The organism is Corynebacterium sp. Marseille-Q4381, from assembly GCF_036881695.1.
GTDB lineage: Bacteria > Actinomycetota > Actinomycetes > Mycobacteriales > Mycobacteriaceae > Corynebacterium.
Genome location: NZ_JBAJNR010000006.1, coordinates 157,236 through 177,976 on the forward strand (window position 1 = coordinate 157,236; position 20,741 = coordinate 177,976).

The following is a 20,741-nucleotide window of genomic DNA, read 5'->3' on the forward strand; positions in this document are numbered from 1 at the left end:
TGGCGCTACAGCGTGAAGACGTCGCCCGCATCCCCCACGACAACCTCGCCGCCGAACTCCGCGGCCGCGGCCTGGCGGGTCGCTTCCTTGTCCGTCCACGGCTGGATGTGCACCAGCACGAGCTTTTCCACCCCCGCCTCGCGGGCGACGCGGCCAGCCTCTTCGCCGGACAGGTGCATGCCGCTGGGGCGGCCGTCGGCAATTGGGCCCCACGCGGCCTCGCAGAACAGAAGAGAAGCACCTCGTGCCGCCTCGATCAACGACGGGGTGAACCCGGTATCGCCGGAGTACGTGGCCACCTTGCCGGTCGCCTTGTCTTCAACGCGCAGCGCGCACGCCTCCACGGCCGGGTGGTCCACCAAAAACGGGGTGATGGTCACACCCTCAAACACGGCGGGCTCACCCGGCGTCCAGGAGGTGAACTCGAACGTGTCTGAGATATCCGTCGGATCGCTCGGGCCGTCGGCGCCCATCAGCGCCAGGTGCTCGGCGGTGTAGCTCGGGCCCATAAGGCGGTGGCGCTCATGCGCCGGCGCAACCGGGTGGTAGCGGCGCCACACCAGAAGCGACGCGGCGTCAGAGCAGTGATCGGCGTGCAGGTGGGAGAAGACGACGTGCGCCGCCGACGGATCGAACCCGTGCTCCTGCATCGCAGCGAGCGCGCCGGGACCGAAATCCATCACCACGTCCGGGTTGCCGTCTGTGGAAACCACGTAGGACGATCCGGGGTTGCCAGGCGCACCCACACTTCCGGAGCATCCGAGGATGGTCAGCTTCATGGACCTACTGTGCCACGGATGCCCACGGCGTGCACTCTTGGCCCCACGATCCGCTCCGCCAGCGCGTCGAACATCACTGGGTCGCCCGTGGACTCGAACGTGCGCGTCGGTGCTTCGCGGCCCGGCGCGCCCGCAGGCGCGGCGAGTAAGTCGAGCTCGGTGAGCACGCGCAGCACGTCCTTGGATGTCTCCTCAGCGGAGTTGACCAGGGTGACGTGCTCGCCGATAGCCAGCTGGATCACGCCTGAAAGCAGCGGGTAGTGGGTGCAGCCGAGCACGAGGGTGTCCACGCCGGCGGCCTGCAGCGGCTCGAGGTAGCCCTGCGCGACGCCCAAGACCTGCCGGCCCGAGGTCACCCCGCGCTCGACGAACTCCACGAACGCGGGGCACGCGGCAGCGGTGACCTCAACGTTCGGGTTGAGTGCGAACAGGTCTTGGTAGACGCCGGAGGTGATCGTGCCTTGGGTGCCGATGACCCCGATCTTGCCGTTGCGGGTGGTGGCCATCGCGCGGCGCACGGCGGGCTGGATTACCTCGATGACGGGGATTGAGTAGCGCTCGCGGGCGTCGTGAAGAAAAGCTGCCGTGGCCGTGTTGCACGCGATCACCAGCATCTTGCACCCGCGTTCAACCAGCTCGTCGGCGATGCGCTGCGCGTGCGAGCGCACCGTGGCGATCGGCTGCGGCCCGTACGGTGCGTGGGCGGTGTCGCCGATGTACATGATTGACTCCTCCGGCAACTGGTCCATCACGGCGCGGGCGACAGTTAACCCGCCCACACCGGAATCGAAGATGCCGATGGGGGCGTTGTTGACGGCGCCGACCGGGCTCACCATCCCTGCGTCCGCCGCGTCAGCTGATCCAGCTCGTTTTGCGCCATCCGCTTCTCCAGGTCCTTCTGCTGGCGCTTCGCCACCAGCGCAGGCGGGTCGTCGGAGGTGATCACCATCGCGGCCACGGCGCCGCCGATCGCGCCGAACATGTGTGCCTGCCAGCTCACACCCGCGTCGCCCGGGAACATGCCCCACACCAGGCTGGAGTAGAAGAAACCGAGGACGAGGCCCAGGATGATTTGGCGGCCAGAGCGGTTGAAAAAGCCGCGCACCACCAGGTACGCCCACCAGCCGTACACCAATCCGGAGGCACCGATGTGGTTGGTGCCGATCCCGCCGAAGACCCAGGTGCCCAAGCCCCCGATGAGCACCACGAACGTGGAGACCTCCCAGAACACACGCTTGCCCGAATACCCCACCAGGTACGCAAACACAGCGCCGGCGACGGTGTTGCCCAGGATGTGCTCGAGGTTGGCGTGCAGAAGCGGCGAGGTGAAGATGAACGGCAGCGACGACACATCCAGCGGGTGGATGCCCAAGTAGTTCAGGTTCCCGCCGAACACGAGCGCGTTAAGGAGGAACACGGCCCAGATCGCCACGACGTAGAGGACCACGAAACGCCAGCCGGAGCGGCGCTGCGCCTGGCGCTTGGCCTTCCGCGCCTGCAGCTGCTGCTGCGCGGGGTTCACCGGTTGCGGGCTGGGCAGCGGCGCGAACGCCGGTTGCTGGGTCTCCGGGTGGGAAAATGGCCGCTGGAACGGCTTGCCGTAGCCGGGCTGGCCGGTATCGCCGTAACCCCACCCGGCCGGCGGGTAGTACTGGTTGTTCGTCATCGAGGCTAAAGCTTAGCCCGCGATGTCGCACCACGCTGTCGCGCCGTGGGCGGTGCGGGCAGTCACCACCGCGTTCACTATTGCCGCTTGCACGCAGCCTGCGGCTGCTTCACCGAGCATTGTTTGCTTGTCGACGCCCCCCTCAAACTTCCCTTCCCCCACCGAGACAGCGAACAACGTGTCTCCGTCCAGCGGCGAATGCGCCGGGCGCACGGCACGCGCGATGCCGTCGTGGCCGGTCATCGCCAGCCGCTTCAACTGAGCTTTGTTCAGCGGCGCGTCGGTGGCGATCACCCCGATGGTGGTGTTCAGCTTCGGGGTGGGGCGCGTCAGCGACCGGAACGCCTCGAGGTCCACCGCCGGGTAAGACGCGTCGCCGTACAGCTTCCCCGAGACCGGGTCGATGACAGAGCCGACAGGGTTGGCCACGACGTACGCCCACACCGTGTACTGCCCGATGTGGGCGTGCGCGCTGCCGAAGCCGCCGCGCAGCACACCCGCGGTCGCCCCGCAGCCGGCGCCGACGCTGCCGGTTTCCGGCTCCGCGCCGTCAGACGCAAACGCCGCACGAATGGCAGCCGCCCCGTCGTCCGGGCCCGGCCGGTGGTGGGGGTCGCCGACGGCGAGGTCAAAGATCACGGCAGCCGGTACGATCGGCACAATGGGCCCGCCGGGCAGCTCGTCGCCGAAGACTTTGAAGCCCGCCCCGCGCTGCTCCAGCTCGGCCATCGCGCCGTCGGCGGCGGCGAGGCCGAACGCTGAGCCGCCGCACAAAAGAACCGCGTTGATCCGCTCCACCGTGTTGTGGGGCTCCAAAAGATCAGTCTCGCGCGTGCCCGGCCCGCCGCCGCGCACGTCCACGGCCGCGGCCATACCCGCTGGGTCCTCCGCCACCAGCGCGGTGACGCCAGTGTCGCCGAGGGAGGTGTGCCCTACAAGAAGGTTCACGGCTCTACCCATCATCAATCCATCATGGCCTGCAGCAGCGAATCCTGGCAGAACGCCAGCCAGTCCAAAAGCATCGCGCGGTTTTCCTGCGCAGCTTCGCCGCCGGAGGTGTCTTCCGAGACGTAGAGGCGCATGTCGTTGAGGGCCGCGACAAACCGCGGCGCGTCGTCCTGCTCGATTGTTACCTCCACCCCGCCGGTGGGGCCGAGCACCTCGTTGACCACCTGCAGGTTCTGCAGCTTGGCCTTGATGATGTCGTTCTCGTGCAAGCTGCGCAACAGCCCGTTGTCGCCGTCGAACTCCTCGTCGCCCTCGCGCTCAAAATCGGGCAAAAGGCGCGCCATACGCGGGTCCTGCGGCGCCTCGGTGTGGCCGGAGGAGACACCGAGCATCTCGGCGAACTCGTCCTTCGGCGCGGACTGGGCGCGCGCGATCAGCGCTTCCGAGACCGTTGCTGTCAGGTCGCCGATCAGCTCGCGTTCAATCGGTTCGAACCGAGTCGAGTACTTTACGCCCGAGCGCATCAAGCCCTTTTTGCGCCGCCACTGCTCCATCTTTGTCTCCCGCCCCGCTTTCGCTACCCGGCCTGCTGCATCGTGGCCCACAACCCGTGGGTGTGCAGTTTCTTCACGTCGCCTTCGACCTTGTCTTTCTCACCGGAGGACACAACCGCCTTGCCCTCCGTGTGCACCTGCATCATCAGCTCGTTCGCGCGCTTGCGGTCGTAGCCCAGCACCGTCTGGAAGACGTAGGCCACGTAGCTCATGAGGTTGACCGGGTCGTCCCAGACGATGCACATCCACGGCAGATTCTCGCTCGTGGCGACATCAACCTCGATCGCCTCGTCCAAATCGGGCGACGCCATCGGCGAGCCCATCCGCGGGTGCATTGCATTCATGCGCCCCACATTACCCGAGGTGTGCTGGAGCTCTCAGCCGCGAAGCCGGGTAGCCTTACACACCATGAACGATCAGACGGCAAAGGCGCCCGCGCGGGTGAGCGACTCGCGCACCAGCGGCTGCTCCGAATCCACCGCCTTTTTCACTGATATGTACGAGCTGACCATGCTCGACGCTGCGATCCAGGAGGGCACCGCGTTCCGGCAGTGCGCGTTCGAAGTCTTCACGCGCCGCCTGCCGGTGGAGCGCCGCTACGGCGTGGTCGCCGGCACCGCGCGCGTGATCGACGCGATCTCGAACTTCCGCTTCACCGAGGAGCAGATCAAAACCGCGCCGTTCCTCTCGGACGCGGCGAAGGACTACCTGCGCAACTACCGCTTCACCGGCAGCGTCGAAGGCTACCGCGAGGGCGACATCTACTTCCCCTATTCCCCAATCCTCACCGTCCACGGCACGTTTGCGGAGTGCGTCGTGCTGGAGACGGTAATCTTGTCCATCTTCAACTCCGACTCGGCTGTCGCCTCCGCCGCCTCCCGCATGGTCTCGGCTGCCGACGGCCGCCCGATCATCGAGATGGGCTCGCGCCGCACCCACGAGCACGCAGCTGTGACCGCGGCGCGCGCGGCCTACATCGCCGGCTTCGACGCGACCTCGAACATGGAGGCGTCCCTGCGCTACGGCATCCCCGCCTCTGGCACCGCGGCGCACGCGTGGACCCTGCTCCACGTGGACGAGAACGGCGTGCCGGACGAGAAGGCGGCATTTAAGGCCCAGATCGAGGCCGCAGGCAAAGACACCACCTTGTTGGTGGACACCTTCGACATCACCAAAGGCGTGGAAAACGCGCTCGAGGTTGCCGGCACCGAACTCGGCGGCGTGCGCATCGACTCTGGTGACCTGGGCATCATGTCTCGCCGTGTGCGGGCCCAGCTGGACGAAGCGGGCGCTTACAACACCCGCATCATCGTTTCCTCCGACCTCGACGAGTTCACCATCGCAGGCTTGCGCGGCGACCCGGTCGACGGCTTCGGCGTGGGCACCTCCGTAGTCACCGGCTCCGGCGCACCGACCGCAGGCCTGGTGTACAAGCTGGTTGAGGTCGAGGGCCACGCGGTGGCGAAGCGCTCCTCCGGAAAGCGCACCTACGGCGGCGCAAAAACCGCGCTGCGCGCCTACCGCGCCTCCGGCGTGGCGGTCGCCGAGATTGTCACCCCGCGCGGTGCAGACATCTCCCGCAAGCCAAACCTGGACTACCGGGAGCTGACCGTGCCGATGATCAAGGACGGTGCCGTCACCGACGCCACCTTCGACCTTGAGTCGGCGCGCGAGAACCACGCTAAGGCGCGCGAGACGTTGCCGTGGGAAGGCCTGGCGCTCTCGCGCGGCGAGGCGGCCATCCCGACGCAGTTTGTCGGTTTCCCGGAGCCGACAGAGTAGGCGTGGCCTCATCGACCGAGGACCTGCTCGCCGCCGCAGTCGCCGCAATCGGCGGCGCGCCGCGGCCTGGCCAGCAGGCAATGGCGAAAGCGGTGACGACCTCCCTCGACACCGGCAAGCACTTGGCGGTGCAAGCTGGCACCGGCACGGGCAAGTCGCTGGCGTATTTGGTTCCTGCGATGCTGCACGCGCAGCAAACCGGCACCACGGTGGTGGTCTCAACCGCCACGATTGCCCTGCAGCGGCAGCTGGTCGAGCGGGACTTGCCGCGGCTTGCAGACGCCCTCGAGCCGCACATGGGCCGCCGCCCCACCTTCGCCATCCTCAAAGGCCGCAACAACTACGTGTGCCTGCACAAGCTTTCGCTTGACGACGCAGCGCCGGAAGCACTCATCGAAGAAGACAACCTTTCGCGCATCGGCCGCGAGGTCAAACGCGTGGCTGACTGGGCGTCGGAGACAGACACCGGCGACCGCGACGACCTGCAGCCCGGTGTGAGCGACCTGGTGTGGCGGCAGGTGTCGGTCACCTCCGCCGAGTGCCTGGGCGCTACCCGCTGCCCGCACGGCGACGAGTGTTTTGCGCAACTCGCCCGAGAGGAGGCGAGCAAAGTCGACGTTGTCGTGACCAACCATGCGCTGCTCGCCATCGACGCGCTCAGCGACGTCAACATCCTTCCCGAGCACTCCGCCGTCATCATCGACGAGGCCCACGAGCTCGACGCCCGCATCACAGCCGTGGCCACCAACGTGATCTCGGACCGGGCGCTCACGCTCGCGGCCCGCCGCGCGGGCAAGCTCGGCGCTGATAAGCAGATCTTAGAAAGCGTGGTGGACGACTTCAACGCGGCCGTCGCTATCGAGGCGCCCGGACGGTGGGAGACCATCACCGAACCCGCCGAAGCAGCGTTCACCACGCTTTCCTCCGCGCTGAGCAAGACGCGACTCGCGATCAATGACGCACCTCCCGGCGAGTCCGAGAATGACCCCGAAACCTACGCCGAACGCCAGAATCTGAAGAACCACCTCAACGAGCTGGAGGGCGCCGTCGAGCGCATCCTCTCCGTCTTCGAGGAGGAAGACCCGAAAAAGCAGCGCGACGTCGTGTGGCTCACCCGCTCCGAGCGCGGGGACGACGCGGTCTCCGTCGCACCGCTGTCTGTGGCTCCGCTGTTGAGCACTTCGCTTTTCGACACCACCCCTGTCATCCTCACCTCCGCCACCCTGACAGTCGGCGGCAACTTCGACGCCATGGCCGCGGCCTGGGGGCTGCCACGCAACTCGTACGAGACGATGGACGCCGGCACACCGTTCGACCCGGCGAAGTCCGGCATCCTCTACACCGCGACGCACCTGCCCGCCCCCGGCCGCGACGGTTTGGCCCCCGCCACCCTCGACGAGATCGCCGAGCTCATTACCGCCGCAGGCGGGCGCACGCTTGGACTATTCTCCTCGAAGCGCGCCGCCGAACAGGCCGCGGCCGAGATGCGGTCGCGGCTGCCGTTCGACATCTACCTCCAAGGCGAGGACACAACCGGAGCCCTGGTGGACAAGTTCGCCAAGTCGGAGAACTCCTGCCTCTTCGGCACGCTCACCCTCTGGCAAGGTGTGGACGTGCCGGGCAGCTCCTGCTCGCTGGTGATCATCGACCGCATTCCCTTCCCCCGCCCCGACGACCCGCTGCTGCAGGCGCGCGCCGAAGCTGCCGACGCCGCCGGCCGGTCCGGGTTCATGGAAGTCTCCGCGACCCACGCCGCGCTGCTGCTCGCCCAGGGCACCGGCCGGCTGCTGCGCTCCACCACAGACCGCGGGGTCATCGCCGTGCTGGACAACCGCCTGGTCACCAAACGCTACGGAGCATTTCTGCGCAAGTCGCTGCTGCCGTTTTGGCAGACCACCAACCCGGAGACGGTCCGCGGCTCCCTTCAGCGCTTGGTTAAGCGGTAAAGCTCGGCGTTACACTCCGGCGGCAGCGTGAGCGCCGTGATCGAACCAGGTGCCACTTCGGTGAACCCGGCGTCGCGGACTGCGGCTGCGCCCGGGGCATCAACGAGCGCGTTAAACGCATCCGCGGGCACCTCGCGCACATTGAGCGCGAACCCTTCGCGCGCCCACGCTTGGACCGCGTCCAGCGGGAGTGCCGCGGCGTAGAGCATGGAGGCGTGCCCCACCTGCGCGGCCGCTTTGCCGGCGGACATGCCCAGGGAGGCGTTGATGAGGATGGTGGGGTGGGCGTCGACAAGCGTGAGCTCCTCCCCCGCCTCAATCTCAGTGCCTTTGATCTGCAGCTTCGCTATCTCGTGCGGGACGTCCGAAACCGGAGACGGCACAAACGCCCGGACTGCGCCGACTGTCGCGCCGGGAAGGGTTTGCACGTCGTCCCACGCCTTGTTGCGGGCGCGGCGGGCAACCTTACGGATGCGGTGCGAGTACCAGCCGGCAAGGCCGTCGCGCCAGAACCCGTCCTGGCTCGCGCGGGGGTCGAGGCACACGGCGAGCACTGCGCGGGCCGCGTCGACAAGCACGGCGTTGCGCGCCGGCGGATCCGCCTTCGGCAGGTTGATGGCCATCTGCATGGCTTGGACTGTTGACGGGTCGTCGGGGTCCTCCGTGCGGTCCTTGTAGTCGCGCGCGGGCAACTCCGCTAGCAGCGCGTGCGCCCGGGCGATGTCGCTTGTGCGGTCGGGATGGGTCACAGTCCGTCGATCTCCTCGCGCGGGATGCCGAGGATGTACAACACCTCGTCGAGGAACGGGTGGTTGACCGAAGCGTCGGCGACCTCCTTCAGCGCTGGCTTGGCGTTGAAAGCAATGCCGAGGCCCGCGCGCGAGAGCATGTCGATGTCGTTGGCGCCGTCGCCCACCGCGACAGTCTGGTTCATCGTCAGACCAGAGTCCGCGGCGAACTCCTCGAGGAACTCAGCCTTGGCGGTGCGGTCGACCACCTTGCCGATGACGCGGCCCGTCAACTTGCCGTCGACGATCTCGAGGGTGTTCGCGCGCACGTAGTCCAGTTCGAGCTCGTCTGCGAGCCCCTCGAGCACTTGGATGAACCCGCCCGAGACCACCGCGGTGCGGTACCCCATCGAGTTCAGGGTGCGGATGGTCGTTCGTGCGCCCGGGGTAAGCTCCACCGCCGCGGCAACCTCGTCGATAACGGACGCGTCTAGGCCAGCCAGCGTCTTCACGCGTTCGCGCAGCGACTCCTCGAAATCCAGCTCGCCGCGCATCGCGCGCTCCGTCACCTCTGCGACCTCCTGCTCTCGGCCTGCGTGAGCGGCCAGCATCTCGATGACCTCGCCGGTGATCAGCGTGGAATCGCAGTCGAAGCACACCAGGCGCTTGGCCCTGCGGTGCAGGCCAGCGTGCTCCATGGCAAGGTCGACCCCCAGCTCCGCAGACAGCTCCGCGAGCTCTCTGCGAATCTCCTGCCCGCCACCCGGTGTGTAATCCGGGATGGTAATGCGGAACTCGAGACCTGTCACCGGGTACTGCGCGATGCCGCGAATCACGTTGATGTTCGCCCCGTAGGACGCCAACGTGGCGCCGAGGCGGCTAACAGATTCCGCGGTGACCGGGTTACCCAGCGCGACAACCACGTGCGTCGATTTCGCCCGGGGAACCTCAGCAGCCGCGGAACCGGTCTCGATGGTGACGTGCTGGCCGAACTCCCACAGTTGCGAACGCAGATCGCGCTCCAGCTCGGTCAGCACCGCGGGATCCATACCCACCAGGGCCGCAAGCAAGAGGCGCCCGCGGAAGTTCGTCTGCTCGACGTCCAGCAGCTGCACGTTGTGGCCTGCCAGCGCCGCGAAGAACGCCGCAGATACGCCGGGGCGGTCTGGGCCGGAGGTGCTGATGACTGCGGGTTTCAGGCCTGGCTGCAGCTCGACCTGAAGAGCGGGGTTCTCGGGCATCGCGTGATTCCTTCTGCGTACGGTTCGGATAGACAAAATGCCCCCCATCTTACGATGGGAGGCGTTGGTCAAGCAGATTTACTTGCTCGGCGCGGTGTGCGCGTGCGGGCCCTCTTCGGCACCGAGCTCGTGGGTAGAGCCCTTCCAGGTGGCGGGGGTGTCCTCGTTGTGACCGGTGTGAGCCTCGCGGCGCATGGTCTCAACCATGTGCGGGTAGTGCAGCTCGAACGCCGGGCGCTCGGAGCGGATGCGCGGCAGCGAGGTGAAGTTGTGGCGCGGCGGCGGGCAGGAGGTAGCCCACTCGAGAGAGTTGCCGTAGCCCCACGGGTCGTCCACGGTCACGATCTCGCCGTAACGCCAAGACTTGAACACGTTCCAGATGAAGGGCAGCATACCGATGCCCAAGATGATCGCACCGATCGTGGAGATCTGGTTCAGGGTGGTGAAGCCGTCGGTGTCCAGGTAGTCGGCGTAGCGGCGCGGCATGCCCATGTTGCCCAGCCAGTGCTGGACCAGGAAGGTCATGTTGAAGCCGATGAACACGAGCCAGAAGGAGATCTTGGCCAGGCGCTCGTCCAGCATGCGGCCCGTCATCTTCGGGAACCAGAAGTGGACACCCGCGACTGCGGAGAACACCACGGTACCGAACAGGGTGTAGTGGAAGTGCGCGACCACGAAGTAGGAGTCGTGGAGCTGGAAGTCCAGCGGCGGAGCCGCGAGCATAATGCCGGTCAGGCCACCGAACAGGAACGTGAACAGGAAGCCCATGACCCACATCATTGGGGAGTCGAAGGTGATGCGGCCGTTCCACATGGTGCCGACCCAGTTGAAGAACTTCACACCGGTCGGAACCGCGATCAGGAAGGTCATGAAGGAGAAGAACGGCAGTAGCACCGCACCGGTAGCGAACATGTGGTGCGCCCACACGGCCATGGACAGACCCGCAATGGCCAGCGTTGCGAACACCAGGCCGATGTAGCCGAAGATCGGCTTGCGGGAGAAGACCGGGACGATCTCGGAGATGATGCCGAAGAACGGCAGCGCGAGGACGTACACCTCAGGGTGGCCGAAGAACCAGAACAGGTGCTGCCACAGGATGGAGCCGCCGTTAGCGGTGTCGTAGATGTGGCCGCCGAGAAGACGGTCGTACAGGACGCCGAGAGCCGCAGCGAGTAGCAGCGGGAAGATCATCAGCGCGATGATGGAGGTGACAAAGACCGTCCAAGTGAAGACCGGCATACGGAACATGGTCATGCCCGGTGCGCGCATGGTCAGCACGGTGGTGAGCATGTTGATGGCAGAAGCCACGGTGCCGACACCGGTTGCGCCGACGCCGACGATCCACAGGTTCGCAGACACCGACGGTGTGTGGGTCGCGTCAGCCAGCGGCATGTACATGGTCCAGCCGAAGTCGGCGGCGCCGCCCGGGGTGATGAAGCCCGCGAGCATCGCGACGACACCCACGGTGGTGATCCAGAAGCCGAACGCGTTCAAGCGCGGGAACGCCACATCCGGGGCGCCGATCTGCAGCGGCAGAATGTAGTTAGCGAAGCCCCACACGATTGGGGTACCAAACGCCAGCAGCATCACGGTGCCGTGCATGGTGAACAGCTGGTTGAACTGCTCGTTAGACAGGAATTGCAGGCCCGGGCTGAACAGCTCAGCACGGATCAACAAAGCCATCAGGCCGGCTACGAAGAACCAGATGAAGGACATGATGATGTACATGATGCCCAGTTCTTTGTGGTCGGTCGTGGTCAGCTGCTTGTAAATTTTGGAACCCCTGCGGGCGTTACCCGTGGGTTCCGGACGTGTCGGTGGGACATAGTTGTCCAACCGTGGCGCCACAGCGGTCATACGATCCTCCTGATTCGGGCCTTCCAACGAAAAGCCACTTAACGTACCGAATCATCGTAACGATTGGCACATGGAATTGCCAGCCATCACAGGCTTGCTATGTGTACAGAGTGTATCCCCCGCGCACCCCTCGGGCAGTCCGCCTGCGCCGCGGGGTGAGATCCCCCAGTTCACGTGGAATAACGAACGTGCGCGAGCCCCCTCGGTTAACCCGATATTGGGGGTTTTTTCCGCGCGCTTCAGGCAGGAGGCCCAAGGGGGAGCCCAGCCGGTTTAGAAATCCCAGTCGTCGTCCTGGGTGTCCTCAGCCTTGCCGATAACATAGGAGGAACCGGAACCAGAGAAGAAGTCGTGGTTCTCGTCGGCGTTCGGCGCGAGCGAGGCCAGGATTGCGGGCGAAACCCGGGTCTCATCCGCCGGGAAGAGCCCTTCGTAGCCGAGGTTGTTGAGCGCCTTGTTGGCGTTGTAGCGCAAAAAGCGCTTGACGTCTTCCGTCCAGCCCAGCGGGTCGTAGAGGTCTTCGGTGTACTGGATTTCGTTCTCGTAGAGGTCGTAGAGCAGATCGAACGCGTGCTCCTTCAGCTCGTCCCTGCGCGCCTCGGACTCGTCGCGCAGCCCCACCTGGTACTTGTAGCCGATGTAGTAGCCGTGCACAGCCTCGTCTCGGATGATCAGACGGATGATGTCGGCGGTGTTGGTGAGCTTGGAGTGCACCGCCCAGTTGAGCGGCAGGTAGAAGCCGGAGTAGAAGAGGAACGACTCGAGCATCACCGAGGCGATCTTCTTCTTCGCCGGGTCGTCGCCGCAGTAGAAGCTCTGGATAATTTTCGCCTTGCGCTGCACCTCCTCATTCTCCTCGGTCCAGCGGAACGCGTCGTTAATCTGCGGCGTGGAGGCGAGCGTCATGTAGATGTTGGAGTAACTCTTCGCGTGGACGGACTCCATGAACGCGATATTGGTGTAGACGGCTTCCTCGTGGAGGGTCTTCGCGTCGGGGATGAGCGAGACGGCGCCCACCGTGCCCTGCAGCGTGTCCAAGAGCGTGAGGTTGGCGAAGACGCGCATGGTGGACAACTGCTCAGCGTCGTTGAGCGTGTTCCAGCTCGGGATGTCGTTGGAGACGGGAATCTTCTCGGGGAGCCAGAAGTTGCCGGTCAGCCGGTCCCACACTTCCTGGTCCTTCTCGTCCGGAATCTCGTTCCAGTTGATCGCCTTCAGCGGCTGCGGGTGCGCTGCGACGTAATCCTCGTAGTCCTCGTACTCCTGTTGGCTCATGGCGCTTATAGTAGCCGACCCCTCTAACACAGCATCTGGCGCCGACAAACCGACCCGATGACACCGAAATGCCAGGGCAAGTGAGATGATCATTGATATAGAGCAGATTCGAGACAGAGGAGCTATCTCAAAATGGCGGCTGCGAAGGAATCGTCCACCGAGCCACTTCTTGCTTCAGTGCTGGACAAGCTCGGTGAAGAGATTGTTTCTGGCACCATGCCGACGGGCCACACTTTTACGTTGCAGGACCTCTCGACGAGGTTCGGCATTTCGCGCACCGTCGCCCGCGAGGCCATGCGCGCGCTTGAGCAGCTGGGGCTCGTCTCCTCGTCCCGCCGCGTCGGCATTCGCGTTCTGCCACCCGAAAACTGGGCGGTGCTCGATCGCTCCGTGATCGCGTGGCGCCTCGCGAGCGCTGAGCAGCGCAACGCGCAGATTACCTCGCTCGATGCGCTGCGCACCGCAGTGGAACCGGTCGCGGCGCGGCTCGCTGCCGCCCACGCTGAACCCGAGCACGTCGCCCGCCTGAAGGAAATCGCCGCGCAGCTCGTGACTCTGTCCGAGGAGGGCGCCGGCAACACCCCTGAGTTCCTCGACATCGACAAGGAATTCCACACGTTGCTGCTCGTCGCATCCGGCAACGAGATGTTTAAAGCGCTTGCCGAGCCGATTATGAACGTGCTGGAGGGCCGCACCCGCTACGGCATCATGCCGGACGACCCGGCAGTGGACACCATGCGAATCCACGTCGATCTTGCAAACCAGATCGCGGCCGGAAACGCGAAAGCCGCCGAGGACGCCTCCCGGCGACTCCTCAGCGGCATCAGCGAGTTCATGGAGTACTGAGCCCCCTCCCCCGCTGCTACAGCATGCAGGACACGCAGCCCTGAACCTCGGTGCCTTCGAGCGCCATCTGGCGCAGGCGGATGTAGTAGAGGGTCTTAATCCCCTTGCGCCACGCGTAGATCTGCGCCTTGTTGATGTCGCGCGTGGTCACCGTGTCCTTGAAGAACAAGGTGAGCGAGAGACCCTGGTCGACGTACTTCGTGGCCTCGGCGTAGGTGTCGATGATCTTTTCGTAGCCGATCTCGTACGCGTCCTTGAAGTAGGCCGCGTTCTCGTTGTCCATGTGCGGCGCGGGGTAGTACACGCGGCCGATCTTGCCTTCCTTGCGGATCTCAATCTTCGACGCAATCGGGTGGATCGAGGACGTCGAGTTGTTGATGTACGAAATCGACCCGGTCGGCGGGATGGCCTGGAGGTAGCGGTTGTAAATACCGTCGCGGGCCACCTGCTGCTTCAGTTCCTCCCACTGCTCAGCGGTCGGCACCGCAATGTCGGAGGCCTCGAACAGCGCCTTGATCTTCTCCGTCTTCGGCTGGAAGTCGGCCACGTCGTACCTGTCGAAGAAGGCGCCCGACGCGTACTCGGATTCAGCGAAGTTTTCAAACGCCTCGCCCTTTTCCACGGCAATTTTGTGCGACGCCTTGATGCACTCGTACATCACCGCGGCGAAGTAGGCGTTGGTGAAGTCCAGGCCTTCCTCGGAGCCGTACTCTATGTGCTCGCGCCCCAGGTACCCGTGGAGGTTCATCTGGCCGAGGCCGATCGCGTGGGAGGCGTCGTTGCCTTCGCGGACACTCGGCACGGAATCAATGGAGGTTGAATCCGCCACCGCAGTCAGGCCGCGGATCGCGGTCTCAATGGTGCGGGAGAAGTTGTCCGAGTCCATCGCCATCGCAATGTTGAGCGAGCCCAAGTTGCACGAGATGTCGTGGCCGACCGTGTCGTACGTCAGGTCTTCGTTCAGCACGGACGGCGAGTTGACCTGCAAGATCTCCGAGCACAGGTTGGACATGTTAATGCGGCCGGTCTTCACCGGGTTCGCGCGGTTCGCCGTGTCCTCGAACAGGATGTACGGGTAACCCGACTCAAACTGGATCTCCGCGATCGTCTGGAAGAACTGGCGAGCCTTGATCTTGGTCTTTCGGATGCGCGGATCCTCGACCATCTCCTCGTAGTTCTCGGTCACCGAGATGTCGGCGAACGGCTTGCCGTACACGCGCTCGACGTCGTACGGGGAGAACAGGTACATGTCGTCGTTGCGCTTCGCCAGCTCAAAGGTGATATCCGGAATCACCACACCGAGCGACAACGTCTTAATGCGGATCTTCTCGTCCGCGTTCTCGCGCTTCGTGTCCAGGAACCGCAGGATGTCCGGGTGGTGCGCGTTCAGGTACACCGCGCCGGCACCCTGGCGGGCACCGAGCTGGTTGGCGTAGGAGAACGAGTCCTCCAGGAGCTTCATCACCGGAATCACGCCAGACGACTGGTTCTCGATGTGCTTGATCGGCGCGCCGGACTCGCGGATGTTGGACAGCAACAGGGCGACACCGCCGCCGCGCTTCGACAGCTGCAGCGAAGAGTTAATCGCGCGGCCGATGGACTCCATGTTGTCCTCGACACGGAGAAGGAAGCAGCTCACCAGCTCGCCGCGCTGCGCCTTGCCGGCATTGAGGAACGTCGGGGTGGCTGGCTGAAAGCGCCCAGTCATGATCTCGTCCACCAGCGCGGTCGCCAGCTTTTCGTCGCCGCGGGCCAAAAACAGCGCGGTCATGGACACGCGGTCTTCGAACCGCTCGAGGTAGCGGCGCCCGTCGAACGTCTTCAGCGTGTAGGAGGTGTAGTACTTATACGCTCCGAGGAAGCTCTTGAAGCGAAACTTGTAGGAGTACGCGCGCTTGAAAGTGTCTTTCACAAACTCCCAGTCGTACTGCTCGATCACACCCGGCTCGTAGTACTTGTTGTCCACCAAGTACCCCATCTTCTCTTCCAAGTCGTGGAAGTAGACGGTGTTTTGGTTCACGTGCTGGAGGAAGAACTGGTTCGCCGCCTCGCGGTCTTTGTCGAACTGAATTTGGCCGTTCTCGTCGTACAGGTTCAACAGCGCGTTCAGCGCGTGGTAGTCCAGCTGGTCTGCCGCGGAAGCGGGCTTCGGAACGCTCGTGCCGAGGGGCTGGGCGGGAGTTGGCGTGGTCACGGTGAACGGGCCTTTCAGTGAGAGACTTTCGTGTTCCGGGAGCGAGAGTACTTCCCGGTGTACTTGGCGCGCAGGCGGGCGAGCCGCTCAGCGTTTGGGTCGTCGGTGGTGGGCGCGGGTGCGTGGTCAGCTGGTGCAAGGCCCAAGCGCTCGGCCTGAGCAACCAGCTCAGATCGTACGTGGTTCACGTCCTCCGCTCCGCCCATCAGCTCAAATCGGTAGAGGTAGGGCACCTTGCACTTCGCGGCAATCACGTCGCCGGCGCGGCAGTAGTCCGCGCCGAAGTTCGAGTTGCCCGAGGCAATCACGCCGCGGATGAGGCGGCGGTTGTGCTCGTTGTTGAGGAACCGGATGACCTGCGGCGGCACGGGGCGGGAGTTTTCGTGCGTGAGCGAGACGCCGCCCCCGTAGGTCGGGCAGATCAGCACGTACGGCTCGTCCACGACAAGCTCGCCGTCGTGCTTGTGCAGGGGGATTCTTGCCGACGGCAACCCCACCTTCTCCACGAACCGCTTCGTGTTCTCGGTCGCCGAAGAGAAGTACACCACCAACACGCCGCTTCCCCTTCTTTTACGGCTTACGCCGCTGCGAGGCTGCGAATGCGCTCGGGGCGGAAACCGGACCAGTGGTCGCCGTCAACCTCGACCACCGGGGCCTGCAGGTGGCCGAGCGCCATGACGTAATCGCGGGCCGCGTCGTCCAGAGAGATGTCGACCAGGTTGTACTCCAAGCCGGCCTTGTCCAGGGCGCGGGTGGTTGCTCGGCACTGCTGGCATGCGGGCTTGGTGTAAACGGTGATAGACATCTCGACGCTTCCTTGTAAAAGTTTCGTGGGCTTGAAAATGCTCTTCGCCGATCCCCTCGGCGGTTCAGGAGAGACACTATACCTTGGGGCAAAAATCGGCAACTGATACTATATGTAGTAGTTACACACGTGGTATTCGCAGGTGGGGCCGGGAAATTACCCACATGTAGTCTTCGGCGTGAATCGCTGACTTACAGGTGTGGTATTAAATTTTCCTGAGACTTCGTCCGCCGCCGAGAAACGCCGAAAAATCCCGCCTCGGCCGTAAAGCCGAAAGACGGGATTGATCGGTTGGTTAGCGCTCTAGCCCTGGCGAGCCTTGAAGCGCGGCTCCTTCTTGTTGATCACGTAGACCTTGCCGCGGCGACGCACAACCTGGGCGCCCGGCTTGTTCTTCAGCGACCGAAGCGACTTGCGGACCTTCATCGGGCGCTCCTTTCTGTTAGAGACTGCTACTTTATGCAACGCATGGCCGAAAACGGCCGCGTCGCGACACGAGCGAACACTCTACACGCACCCTGCAGCAAGCACCAAACCCCTTTCGGGAACAGGTTAGCCTCTCCCGCGGGTGTAGCGGCGTTCCATTTCATCGGCGACGGTGTCGAGGCTCTTACCCATCGTCTCCGGAATCTGCCGGGCGACGAAAACGGCGGCGATCACGCCGAGCACCGCGAAAAGCACAAACGTCGTCGTAGCGGATAGCGCGTTCACCAGCGGAAGGAAGAACTGCGCCACCACCCAGTTCATCGCCCACAACGCCAGGCCGGCCAAGCCCATGCCCACGCCGCGAATCTGCGGCGGGACGAGCTCGGAGATCAAAAGCCACGTCGTCGGCGACACCGCCGCCTGCTGGGAGGCGATGAATCCCGCCATGCACGCCAGCGCCACCCACGCCAGCGACGTGTTCGACTCCGCCGCGCGGTAGGTCAAAGACAGCGCGAGGAGGAAGACGATGTTGCCGCACAACCCGAAGAGCAGCAGCCGGCGACGCCCGATGCGGTCAACAAGTTTCAGTCCCACCCAGCACGCGGCCACACTCACGAGGCCGATGACGATAGAGGTGTAGACGGCGTTGGCGGTGGAAAGGCCGACCTTGTTCATCATCGTCGGCGCGAAGTACACGATTGCGTTGACGCCGGTGATCTGCTGAGTCACCCCGAGCAGCGCCGCGAAAACGACCGTGACTTGAAGCCACCTCGCCTCCGCCAGCGCGCGCCACTGCGCCGACACACGCGGGTTGTCCTCGGCCTCAGCGCGCGCGGTCTCCAGCTCGTCCGCGTCAATACCAGCCTTGGCGGCGATTGCCGCGGCCTTCTCGTCGTGTCCCCGGCGCGCGAGCCACAGCGGCGTCTCGGGCACGAACGCCATGCCGGCGGCGAGCGCGAGTCCCGGCAGCGCGGCGGCGCCGAGCATGAGCCGCCAGTTCTCCAGCGGCGCAAGCAGCGAGTTGACCACGTAGGCGGCAAGCTGGCCGATGACAATCATGAGCGTGTTCAGCGACACGAGCTGACCGCGGATGCTGCTCGGCACGATCTCCGAGATGTACATCGGGGTGACAATCGATACAGCGCCGACCGCGAGGCCGAGCAGTGTGCGGGCGGCGGCGAGCGAGCCGACGGAAGCTGCGAGCGCGCACCACAGCGAGCCGGCGACGAAAAGCGCCCCGGCGGTGATGAGGGTGCGGCGCCTTCCCAGCGCGTCCGCGACGGCGCCGCCGCTGATCGCCCCGACGGCGGCGCCCACCAGCAGCATCGAAGTGACGAACCCCTCCTGCGCGGGACTCATCCCGAACTCGGGCGTAATAAAGAGCAGGGCGCCGCTCATCACCCCGGTGTCGTAGCCGAAGAGCAGGCCGCCGAGCGCCGCTGTCGCCGCCACCTTGCGGGCGTAAGTAAATTCCATGCCGCCAAATATGCCCCGCGTCTACCATGAATGTCATGTCCAGCGACGAAAGCGACCTGCAGCGGCACATTATCCGGGCGTTGGGGGTCTCCCCCTCAATCGATCCGGCGGAGGAGATTGACCGCCGGGTGGAGTTTTTGAGCGACTACCTGGCAGCCACGGGCGCGCGCGGGTTCGTGCTGGGGATCTCCGGCGGGCAGGATTCGACGTTGGCGGGGAAGCTGGGGCAGGAGGCTGTGAATAAGCAACGGGCCCTCGGGCGGGACGTGGAATTCGTCGCTGTGCGCCTGCCGCACGGGGTGCAGGCGGACGAGGACGACGCGCAGCTGGCGCTGAAATTCATCAACCCAGACCGCACGGTGACGGTGGATATCAAGCCAGCAACTGACGCAGTCGATGCTGCGGTGGCAGCCGCTCTCGGCACCGCGCGGTTGGGCGACTTCAACAAGGGCAACGTCAAAGCGCGGCAGCGGATGATCGCGCAGTACGCGATCGCGGGCGAGCTTGGGATGTTAGTCATCGGCACCGACCACGCCGCGGAGAACATCACCGGGTTCTTCACCAAACACGGCGACGGCGCCGCCGACCTCATGCCGCTGGCCGGGCTGAACAAGCGCCAGGGCGCGCAGCTGCTAGAGCACCTCGGCGCCGACCGGCGACTGTGGGAGAAAGTGCCGACCGCCGATCTCGAGGAGGACCGCCCGGCGCTGCCCGACGAGGAGGCGCTCGGCGTCACCTACGCGCAGATCGACGACTACCTCGAAGGCAAGCCAATCGACGCGGATGCGCGCGAGCGCCTGGAGCACCTGTGGCGCGTCGGCCAGCACAAGCGCCACCTGCCGCCCGGGCCTGCGGACACCTGGTGGCGCTAGGTCCCTTGGTGCCCTAGGCGCCGAGAACGCTTTCGGCAGCGCGCACGAGCGCGTCGCCGTAGCTCGGGCCGTGGGTGTAGGAGTGGACGGCCAAGGGGTGCAGCTGGTGGGCCGGGATGCGCTCGCGCCAGTTGGCGCTGAGCTGCCCGCCGGCGGCCAAGTAGCCGTCCACGAAGGACTCGAAGTACGGGGCGCCGAAGAGCTCGAGCATCGCGATGTCTGTCAACGGGTGGCCGCCGTGTGCGGCTGGGTCGATGAACCGCACGCCGGCCGGGCTGTAGAGCACGTTGCCGCTCCACAAATCGCCGTGGAGGCGCGCCACGGGGGCGTCCTCGTCTTCGGCGAGCAGCGCGTCGCAGGCGCGGCGCACGGTATCCAGGCCAGCCTGATGTAGGTTGCCCGCCTCGTGCGCCTTCTGCGCAAACGGCAGCACGCGCTGGTGGACATAGAAATCGGCCCAACGCTCGGTTGGCTTACACTCCTGTTGCGCGCGGCCGATGTAGTTCGGGCCGTCCCACCCGCTCGCCGGAGCGCCGAATGCGTCCGCCCCCGCGGCGTGGATTGCGGCGAGCTCGCGGCCGCCCTCGTGCGCAGCGTGTGCGGTGGGGCGTGCGGTGGGCACCTTCTCAATCACGAGGTAGTTCTCCTCGTCGCTGACCTCGAAGACCTCCACGACTGCGCTGGATCCTTCGCGCAACCACCGCAAGTACGCCGCCTCGGCAGCCGCGGCGTGCGGGCCGCTGCCCCGTTTCACAAACGAGTTAGCTCGTGTCTTAGACAAATCTCGCCTCCATCTCCAGCAGGAATTTCTTCATTTCCACTCCCCCGCCATACTGGCCGATCGCCCCGCCCGCGCGTACGACCCGGTGGCACGGCACCACAATCACCAGGGGGTTTCTTGCGCACGCGGTGCCGGCGGCGCGCGCCGCGCGGGGGGCGCCTGCGGCCTTTGCAAGCTCAGCGTAGGTGGCGGTCTCGCCGTACGGAATGGTGAGCAGCGCCCGCTGCATGCGCTCGTAGACTCCCGAGGTCAAACTCCAGTCCAGCGGGAGGTCGAAAGTGCGGCGCTGCCCAGAAAAAAATTGGGCTAGTTGCTTATCGACGTCCGCGTGATCGGATTTCACCGCCCCGTCGGCAAGCAACTGCCCAAACCCCACCCGAACCAACCCATTCGGTGAACACACGCTTGTCAGCGGTCCAACCGGGGTGTCGTGCACGCGGTAGGTGTACATGTTGTGGAGCTAACGGGATTCGAACCCGTGACCCCCACACTGCCAGTGTGGTGCGCTACCAGCTGCGCCATAGCCCCGCTGTTCGGAAGGAGCCCTCCCGAACGGCTTCGATAA

At 65.1% G+C, this 20,741-nt stretch carries 21 protein-coding genes and 1 tRNA gene; 4 read left to right on the top strand and 18 right to left on the bottom strand.

Features of this window, described 5'->3' with window-relative positions:
* Positions 1-5: 5 nt before the first annotated feature.
* The 6 genes from V6D40_RS06890 to clpS are packed head-to-tail and all read right to left on the bottom strand — an operon-like array spanning position 6 to position 4,258.
* Positions 6-779: an MBL fold metallo-hydrolase gene (locus V6D40_RS06890; protein WP_334289622.1), complete on the bottom strand. Its 774-nt coding sequence runs from the start codon at positions 777-779 to the stop codon at positions 6-8.
* The gene (gene murI, locus V6D40_RS06895) at positions 776-1,615 is read right to left on the bottom strand and encodes a glutamate racemase (RefSeq protein WP_334289623.1); all 840 of its coding nucleotides are present in this window, start codon (positions 1,613-1,615) and stop codon (positions 776-778) included. The genes V6D40_RS06890 and murI overlap by 4 nt, the downstream gene beginning before the upstream one ends.
* Positions 1,609-2,445, bottom strand: a complete 837-nt coding sequence (locus tag V6D40_RS06900) for a rhomboid family intramembrane serine protease (protein WP_334289624.1) — start codon at positions 2,443-2,445, stop codon at positions 1,609-1,611. The genes murI and V6D40_RS06900 overlap by 7 nt, the downstream gene beginning before the upstream one ends.
* A 12-nt stretch (positions 2,446-2,457) precedes the next feature.
* The gene (locus V6D40_RS06905) at positions 2,458-3,408 is read right to left on the bottom strand and encodes a P1 family peptidase (RefSeq protein ID WP_334289625.1); all 951 of its coding nucleotides are present in this window, start codon (positions 3,406-3,408) and stop codon (positions 2,458-2,460) included.
* On the bottom strand, positions 3,408-3,947 hold the full coding sequence (locus tag V6D40_RS06910; protein ID WP_334289626.1) for a DUF2017 domain-containing protein: 540 nt from the start codon (positions 3,945-3,947) through the stop codon (positions 3,408-3,410). The genes V6D40_RS06905 and V6D40_RS06910 overlap by 1 nt, the downstream gene beginning before the upstream one ends.
* Before the next feature lie 23 nt (positions 3,948-3,970).
* Positions 3,971-4,258, bottom strand: coding sequence for an ATP-dependent Clp protease adapter ClpS (gene clpS / locus V6D40_RS06915; RefSeq protein WP_334289650.1), 288 nt, complete (start codon positions 4,256-4,258; stop codon positions 3,971-3,973).
* A 97-nt stretch (positions 4,259-4,355) separates the two neighbouring features.
* On the opposite strand from clpS, the gene V6D40_RS06920 reads away from it, so the two are divergent.
* The gene (locus tag V6D40_RS06920; protein ID WP_334289627.1) at positions 4,356-5,729 is read left to right on the top strand and encodes a nicotinate phosphoribosyltransferase; all 1,374 of its coding nucleotides are present in this window, start codon (positions 4,356-4,358) and stop codon (positions 5,727-5,729) included.
* Between the two features lie 2 nt (positions 5,730-5,731).
* Positions 5,732-7,675, top strand: a complete 1,944-nt coding sequence (locus V6D40_RS06925) for an ATP-dependent DNA helicase (protein WP_334289628.1) — start codon at positions 5,732-5,734, stop codon at positions 7,673-7,675.
* Here the strand turns inward: V6D40_RS06925 and V6D40_RS06930 are convergent.
* From V6D40_RS06930 to nrdF, 4 genes are all read right to left on the bottom strand, one after another.
* Positions 7,654-8,424, bottom strand: coding sequence for a peptidyl-tRNA hydrolase (locus V6D40_RS06930; protein WP_334289629.1), 771 nt, complete (start codon positions 8,422-8,424; stop codon positions 7,654-7,656). The genes V6D40_RS06925 and V6D40_RS06930 overlap by 22 nt on opposite strands.
* Positions 8,421-9,644 (bottom strand): phosphoserine phosphatase SerB, encoded by a 1,224-nt coding sequence (gene serB, locus V6D40_RS06935; protein WP_334289630.1) that lies wholly within the window; start codon positions 9,642-9,644, stop codon positions 8,421-8,423. Before serB ends, V6D40_RS06930 begins: the two co-directional genes overlap by 4 nt.
* Positions 9,645-9,722: 78 nt before the next feature.
* Positions 9,723-11,501 (bottom strand): aa3-type cytochrome oxidase subunit I, encoded by a 1,779-nt coding sequence (gene ctaD, locus V6D40_RS06940; RefSeq protein ID WP_334289631.1) that lies wholly within the window; start codon positions 11,499-11,501, stop codon positions 9,723-9,725.
* A 273-nt stretch (positions 11,502-11,774) separates the two neighbouring features.
* Complete coding sequence (gene nrdF / locus V6D40_RS06945; protein WP_334289632.1) at positions 11,775-12,776, bottom strand: class 1b ribonucleoside-diphosphate reductase subunit beta; 1,002 nt, start codon at positions 12,774-12,776, stop codon at positions 11,775-11,777.
* A 132-nt stretch (positions 12,777-12,908) separates the two neighbouring features.
* Here nrdF and V6D40_RS06950 point away from each other — a divergent pair, with 132 nt between their 5' ends.
* Positions 12,909-13,622, top strand: coding sequence for a FadR/GntR family transcriptional regulator (locus V6D40_RS06950; RefSeq protein WP_334289633.1), 714 nt, complete (start codon positions 12,909-12,911; stop codon positions 13,620-13,622).
* 16 nt (positions 13,623-13,638) lie between these two features.
* Here V6D40_RS06950 and nrdE read toward each other — a convergent pair whose 3' ends face one another.
* The 5 genes from nrdE to V6D40_RS06975 all read right to left on the bottom strand — a co-directional run bounded on the left by nrdE (position 13,639) and on the right by V6D40_RS06975 (position 18,523).
* Entirely contained in the window at positions 13,639-15,747 is a 2,109-nt protein-coding gene (nrdE, locus tag V6D40_RS06955; RefSeq protein WP_334289651.1) for a class 1b ribonucleoside-diphosphate reductase subunit alpha, read from the bottom strand.
* Positions 15,748-15,830: 83 nt separating this feature from the next.
* A complete protein-coding gene (gene nrdI, locus V6D40_RS06960; RefSeq protein ID WP_334289634.1) occupies positions 15,831-16,370 on the bottom strand; it encodes a class Ib ribonucleoside-diphosphate reductase assembly flavoprotein NrdI in 540 nt (179 codons plus the stop codon).
* A gap of 23 nt (positions 16,371-16,393) precedes the next feature.
* Positions 16,394-16,621 (bottom strand): glutaredoxin-like protein NrdH, encoded by a 228-nt coding sequence (nrdH, locus tag V6D40_RS06965; RefSeq protein WP_334289635.1) that lies wholly within the window; start codon positions 16,619-16,621, stop codon positions 16,394-16,396.
* A gap of 303 nt (positions 16,622-16,924) precedes the next feature.
* A complete protein-coding gene (ykgO, locus tag V6D40_RS06970; protein ID WP_005511141.1) occupies positions 16,925-17,047 on the bottom strand; it encodes a type B 50S ribosomal protein L36 in 123 nt (40 codons plus the stop codon).
* A gap of 126 nt (positions 17,048-17,173) precedes the next feature.
* Positions 17,174-18,523 carry a sugar porter family MFS transporter gene (locus V6D40_RS06975; RefSeq protein ID WP_334289636.1) on the bottom strand — a complete coding sequence of 450 codons (1,350 nt, stop codon included), beginning with the start codon at positions 18,521-18,523 and terminating at the stop codon, positions 17,174-17,176.
* 26 nt (positions 18,524-18,549) lie between these two features.
* On the opposite strand from V6D40_RS06975, the gene nadE reads away from it, so the two are divergent.
* Positions 18,550-19,395 carry an ammonia-dependent NAD(+) synthetase gene (gene nadE / locus V6D40_RS06980; RefSeq protein ID WP_334289637.1) on the top strand — a complete coding sequence of 282 codons (846 nt, stop codon included), beginning with the start codon at positions 18,550-18,552 and terminating at the stop codon, positions 19,393-19,395.
* Between the two features lie 13 nt (positions 19,396-19,408).
* Here nadE and V6D40_RS06985 read toward each other — a convergent pair whose 3' ends face one another.
* From V6D40_RS06985 to V6D40_RS06995, 3 genes are all read right to left on the bottom strand, one after another.
* Positions 19,409-20,176: a fructosamine kinase family protein gene (locus V6D40_RS06985; RefSeq protein WP_334289638.1), complete on the bottom strand. Its 768-nt coding sequence runs from the start codon at positions 20,174-20,176 to the stop codon at positions 19,409-19,411.
* Entirely contained in the window at positions 20,169-20,627 is a 459-nt protein-coding gene (locus V6D40_RS06990) for a methylated-DNA--[protein]-cysteine S-methyltransferase (RefSeq protein ID WP_334289639.1), read from the bottom strand. The genes V6D40_RS06985 and V6D40_RS06990 overlap by 8 nt, the downstream gene beginning before the upstream one ends.
* Before the next feature lie 4 nt (positions 20,628-20,631).
* A tRNA-Ala gene (locus V6D40_RS06995) sits at positions 20,632-20,704 on the bottom strand.
* Positions 20,705-20,741 lie beyond the last annotated feature (37 nt).

What these genes read in the sequence shown, in the direction of transcription:
- V6D40_RS06890 (WP_334289622.1), bottom strand. Translation starts at nt 779, where the DNA reads ATGAAGCTGACCATCCTCGGATGCTCCGGAAGTGTGGGTGCGCCTGGC.
- murI (WP_334289623.1), bottom strand. Translation starts at nt 1,615, where the DNA reads ATGGTGAGCCCGGTCGGCGCCGTCAACAACGCCCCCATCGGCATCTTC.
- V6D40_RS06900 (WP_334289624.1), bottom strand. Translation starts at nt 2,445, where the DNA reads ATGACGAACAACCAGTACTACCCGCCGGCCGGGTGGGGTTACGGCGAT.
- V6D40_RS06905 (WP_334289625.1), bottom strand. Translation starts at nt 3,408, where the DNA reads ATGATGGGTAGAGCCGTGAACCTTCTTGTAGGGCACACCTCCCTCGGC.
- V6D40_RS06910 (WP_334289626.1), bottom strand. Translation starts at nt 3,947, where the DNA reads ATGGAGCAGTGGCGGCGCAAAAAGGGCTTGATGCGCTCGGGCGTAAAG.
- clpS (WP_334289650.1), bottom strand. Translation starts at nt 4,258, where the DNA reads ATGGCGTCGCCCGATTTGGACGAGGCGATCGAGGTTGATGTCGCCACG.
- V6D40_RS06920 (WP_334289627.1), top strand. Translation starts at nt 4,356, where the DNA reads ATGAACGATCAGACGGCAAAGGCGCCCGCGCGGGTGAGCGACTCGCGC.
- serB (WP_334289630.1), bottom strand. Translation starts at nt 9,644, where the DNA reads ATGCCCGAGAACCCCGCTCTTCAGGTCGAGCTGCAGCCAGGCCTGAAA.
- ctaD (WP_334289631.1), bottom strand. Translation starts at nt 11,501, where the DNA reads ATGACCGCTGTGGCGCCACGGTTGGACAACTATGTCCCACCGACACGT.
- nrdF (WP_334289632.1), bottom strand. Translation starts at nt 12,776, where the DNA reads ATGAGCCAACAGGAGTACGAGGACTACGAGGATTACGTCGCAGCGCAC.
- V6D40_RS06950 (WP_334289633.1), top strand. Translation starts at nt 12,909, where the DNA reads ATGGCGGCTGCGAAGGAATCGTCCACCGAGCCACTTCTTGCTTCAGTG.
- nrdH (WP_334289635.1), bottom strand. Translation starts at nt 16,621, where the DNA reads ATGTCTATCACCGTTTACACCAAGCCCGCATGCCAGCAGTGCCGAGCA.
- ykgO (WP_005511141.1), bottom strand. Translation starts at nt 17,047, where the DNA reads ATGAAGGTCCGCAAGTCGCTTCGGTCGCTGAAGAACAAGCCGGGCGCC.
- V6D40_RS06975 (WP_334289636.1), bottom strand. Translation starts at nt 18,523, where the DNA reads ATGGAATTTACTTACGCCCGCAAGGTGGCGGCGACAGCGGCGCTCGGC.
- nadE (WP_334289637.1), top strand. Translation starts at nt 18,550, where the DNA reads ATGAATGTCATGTCCAGCGACGAAAGCGACCTGCAGCGGCACATTATC.
- V6D40_RS06990 (WP_334289639.1), bottom strand. Translation starts at nt 20,627, where the DNA reads ATGTACACCTACCGCGTGCACGACACCCCGGTTGGACCGCTGACAAGC.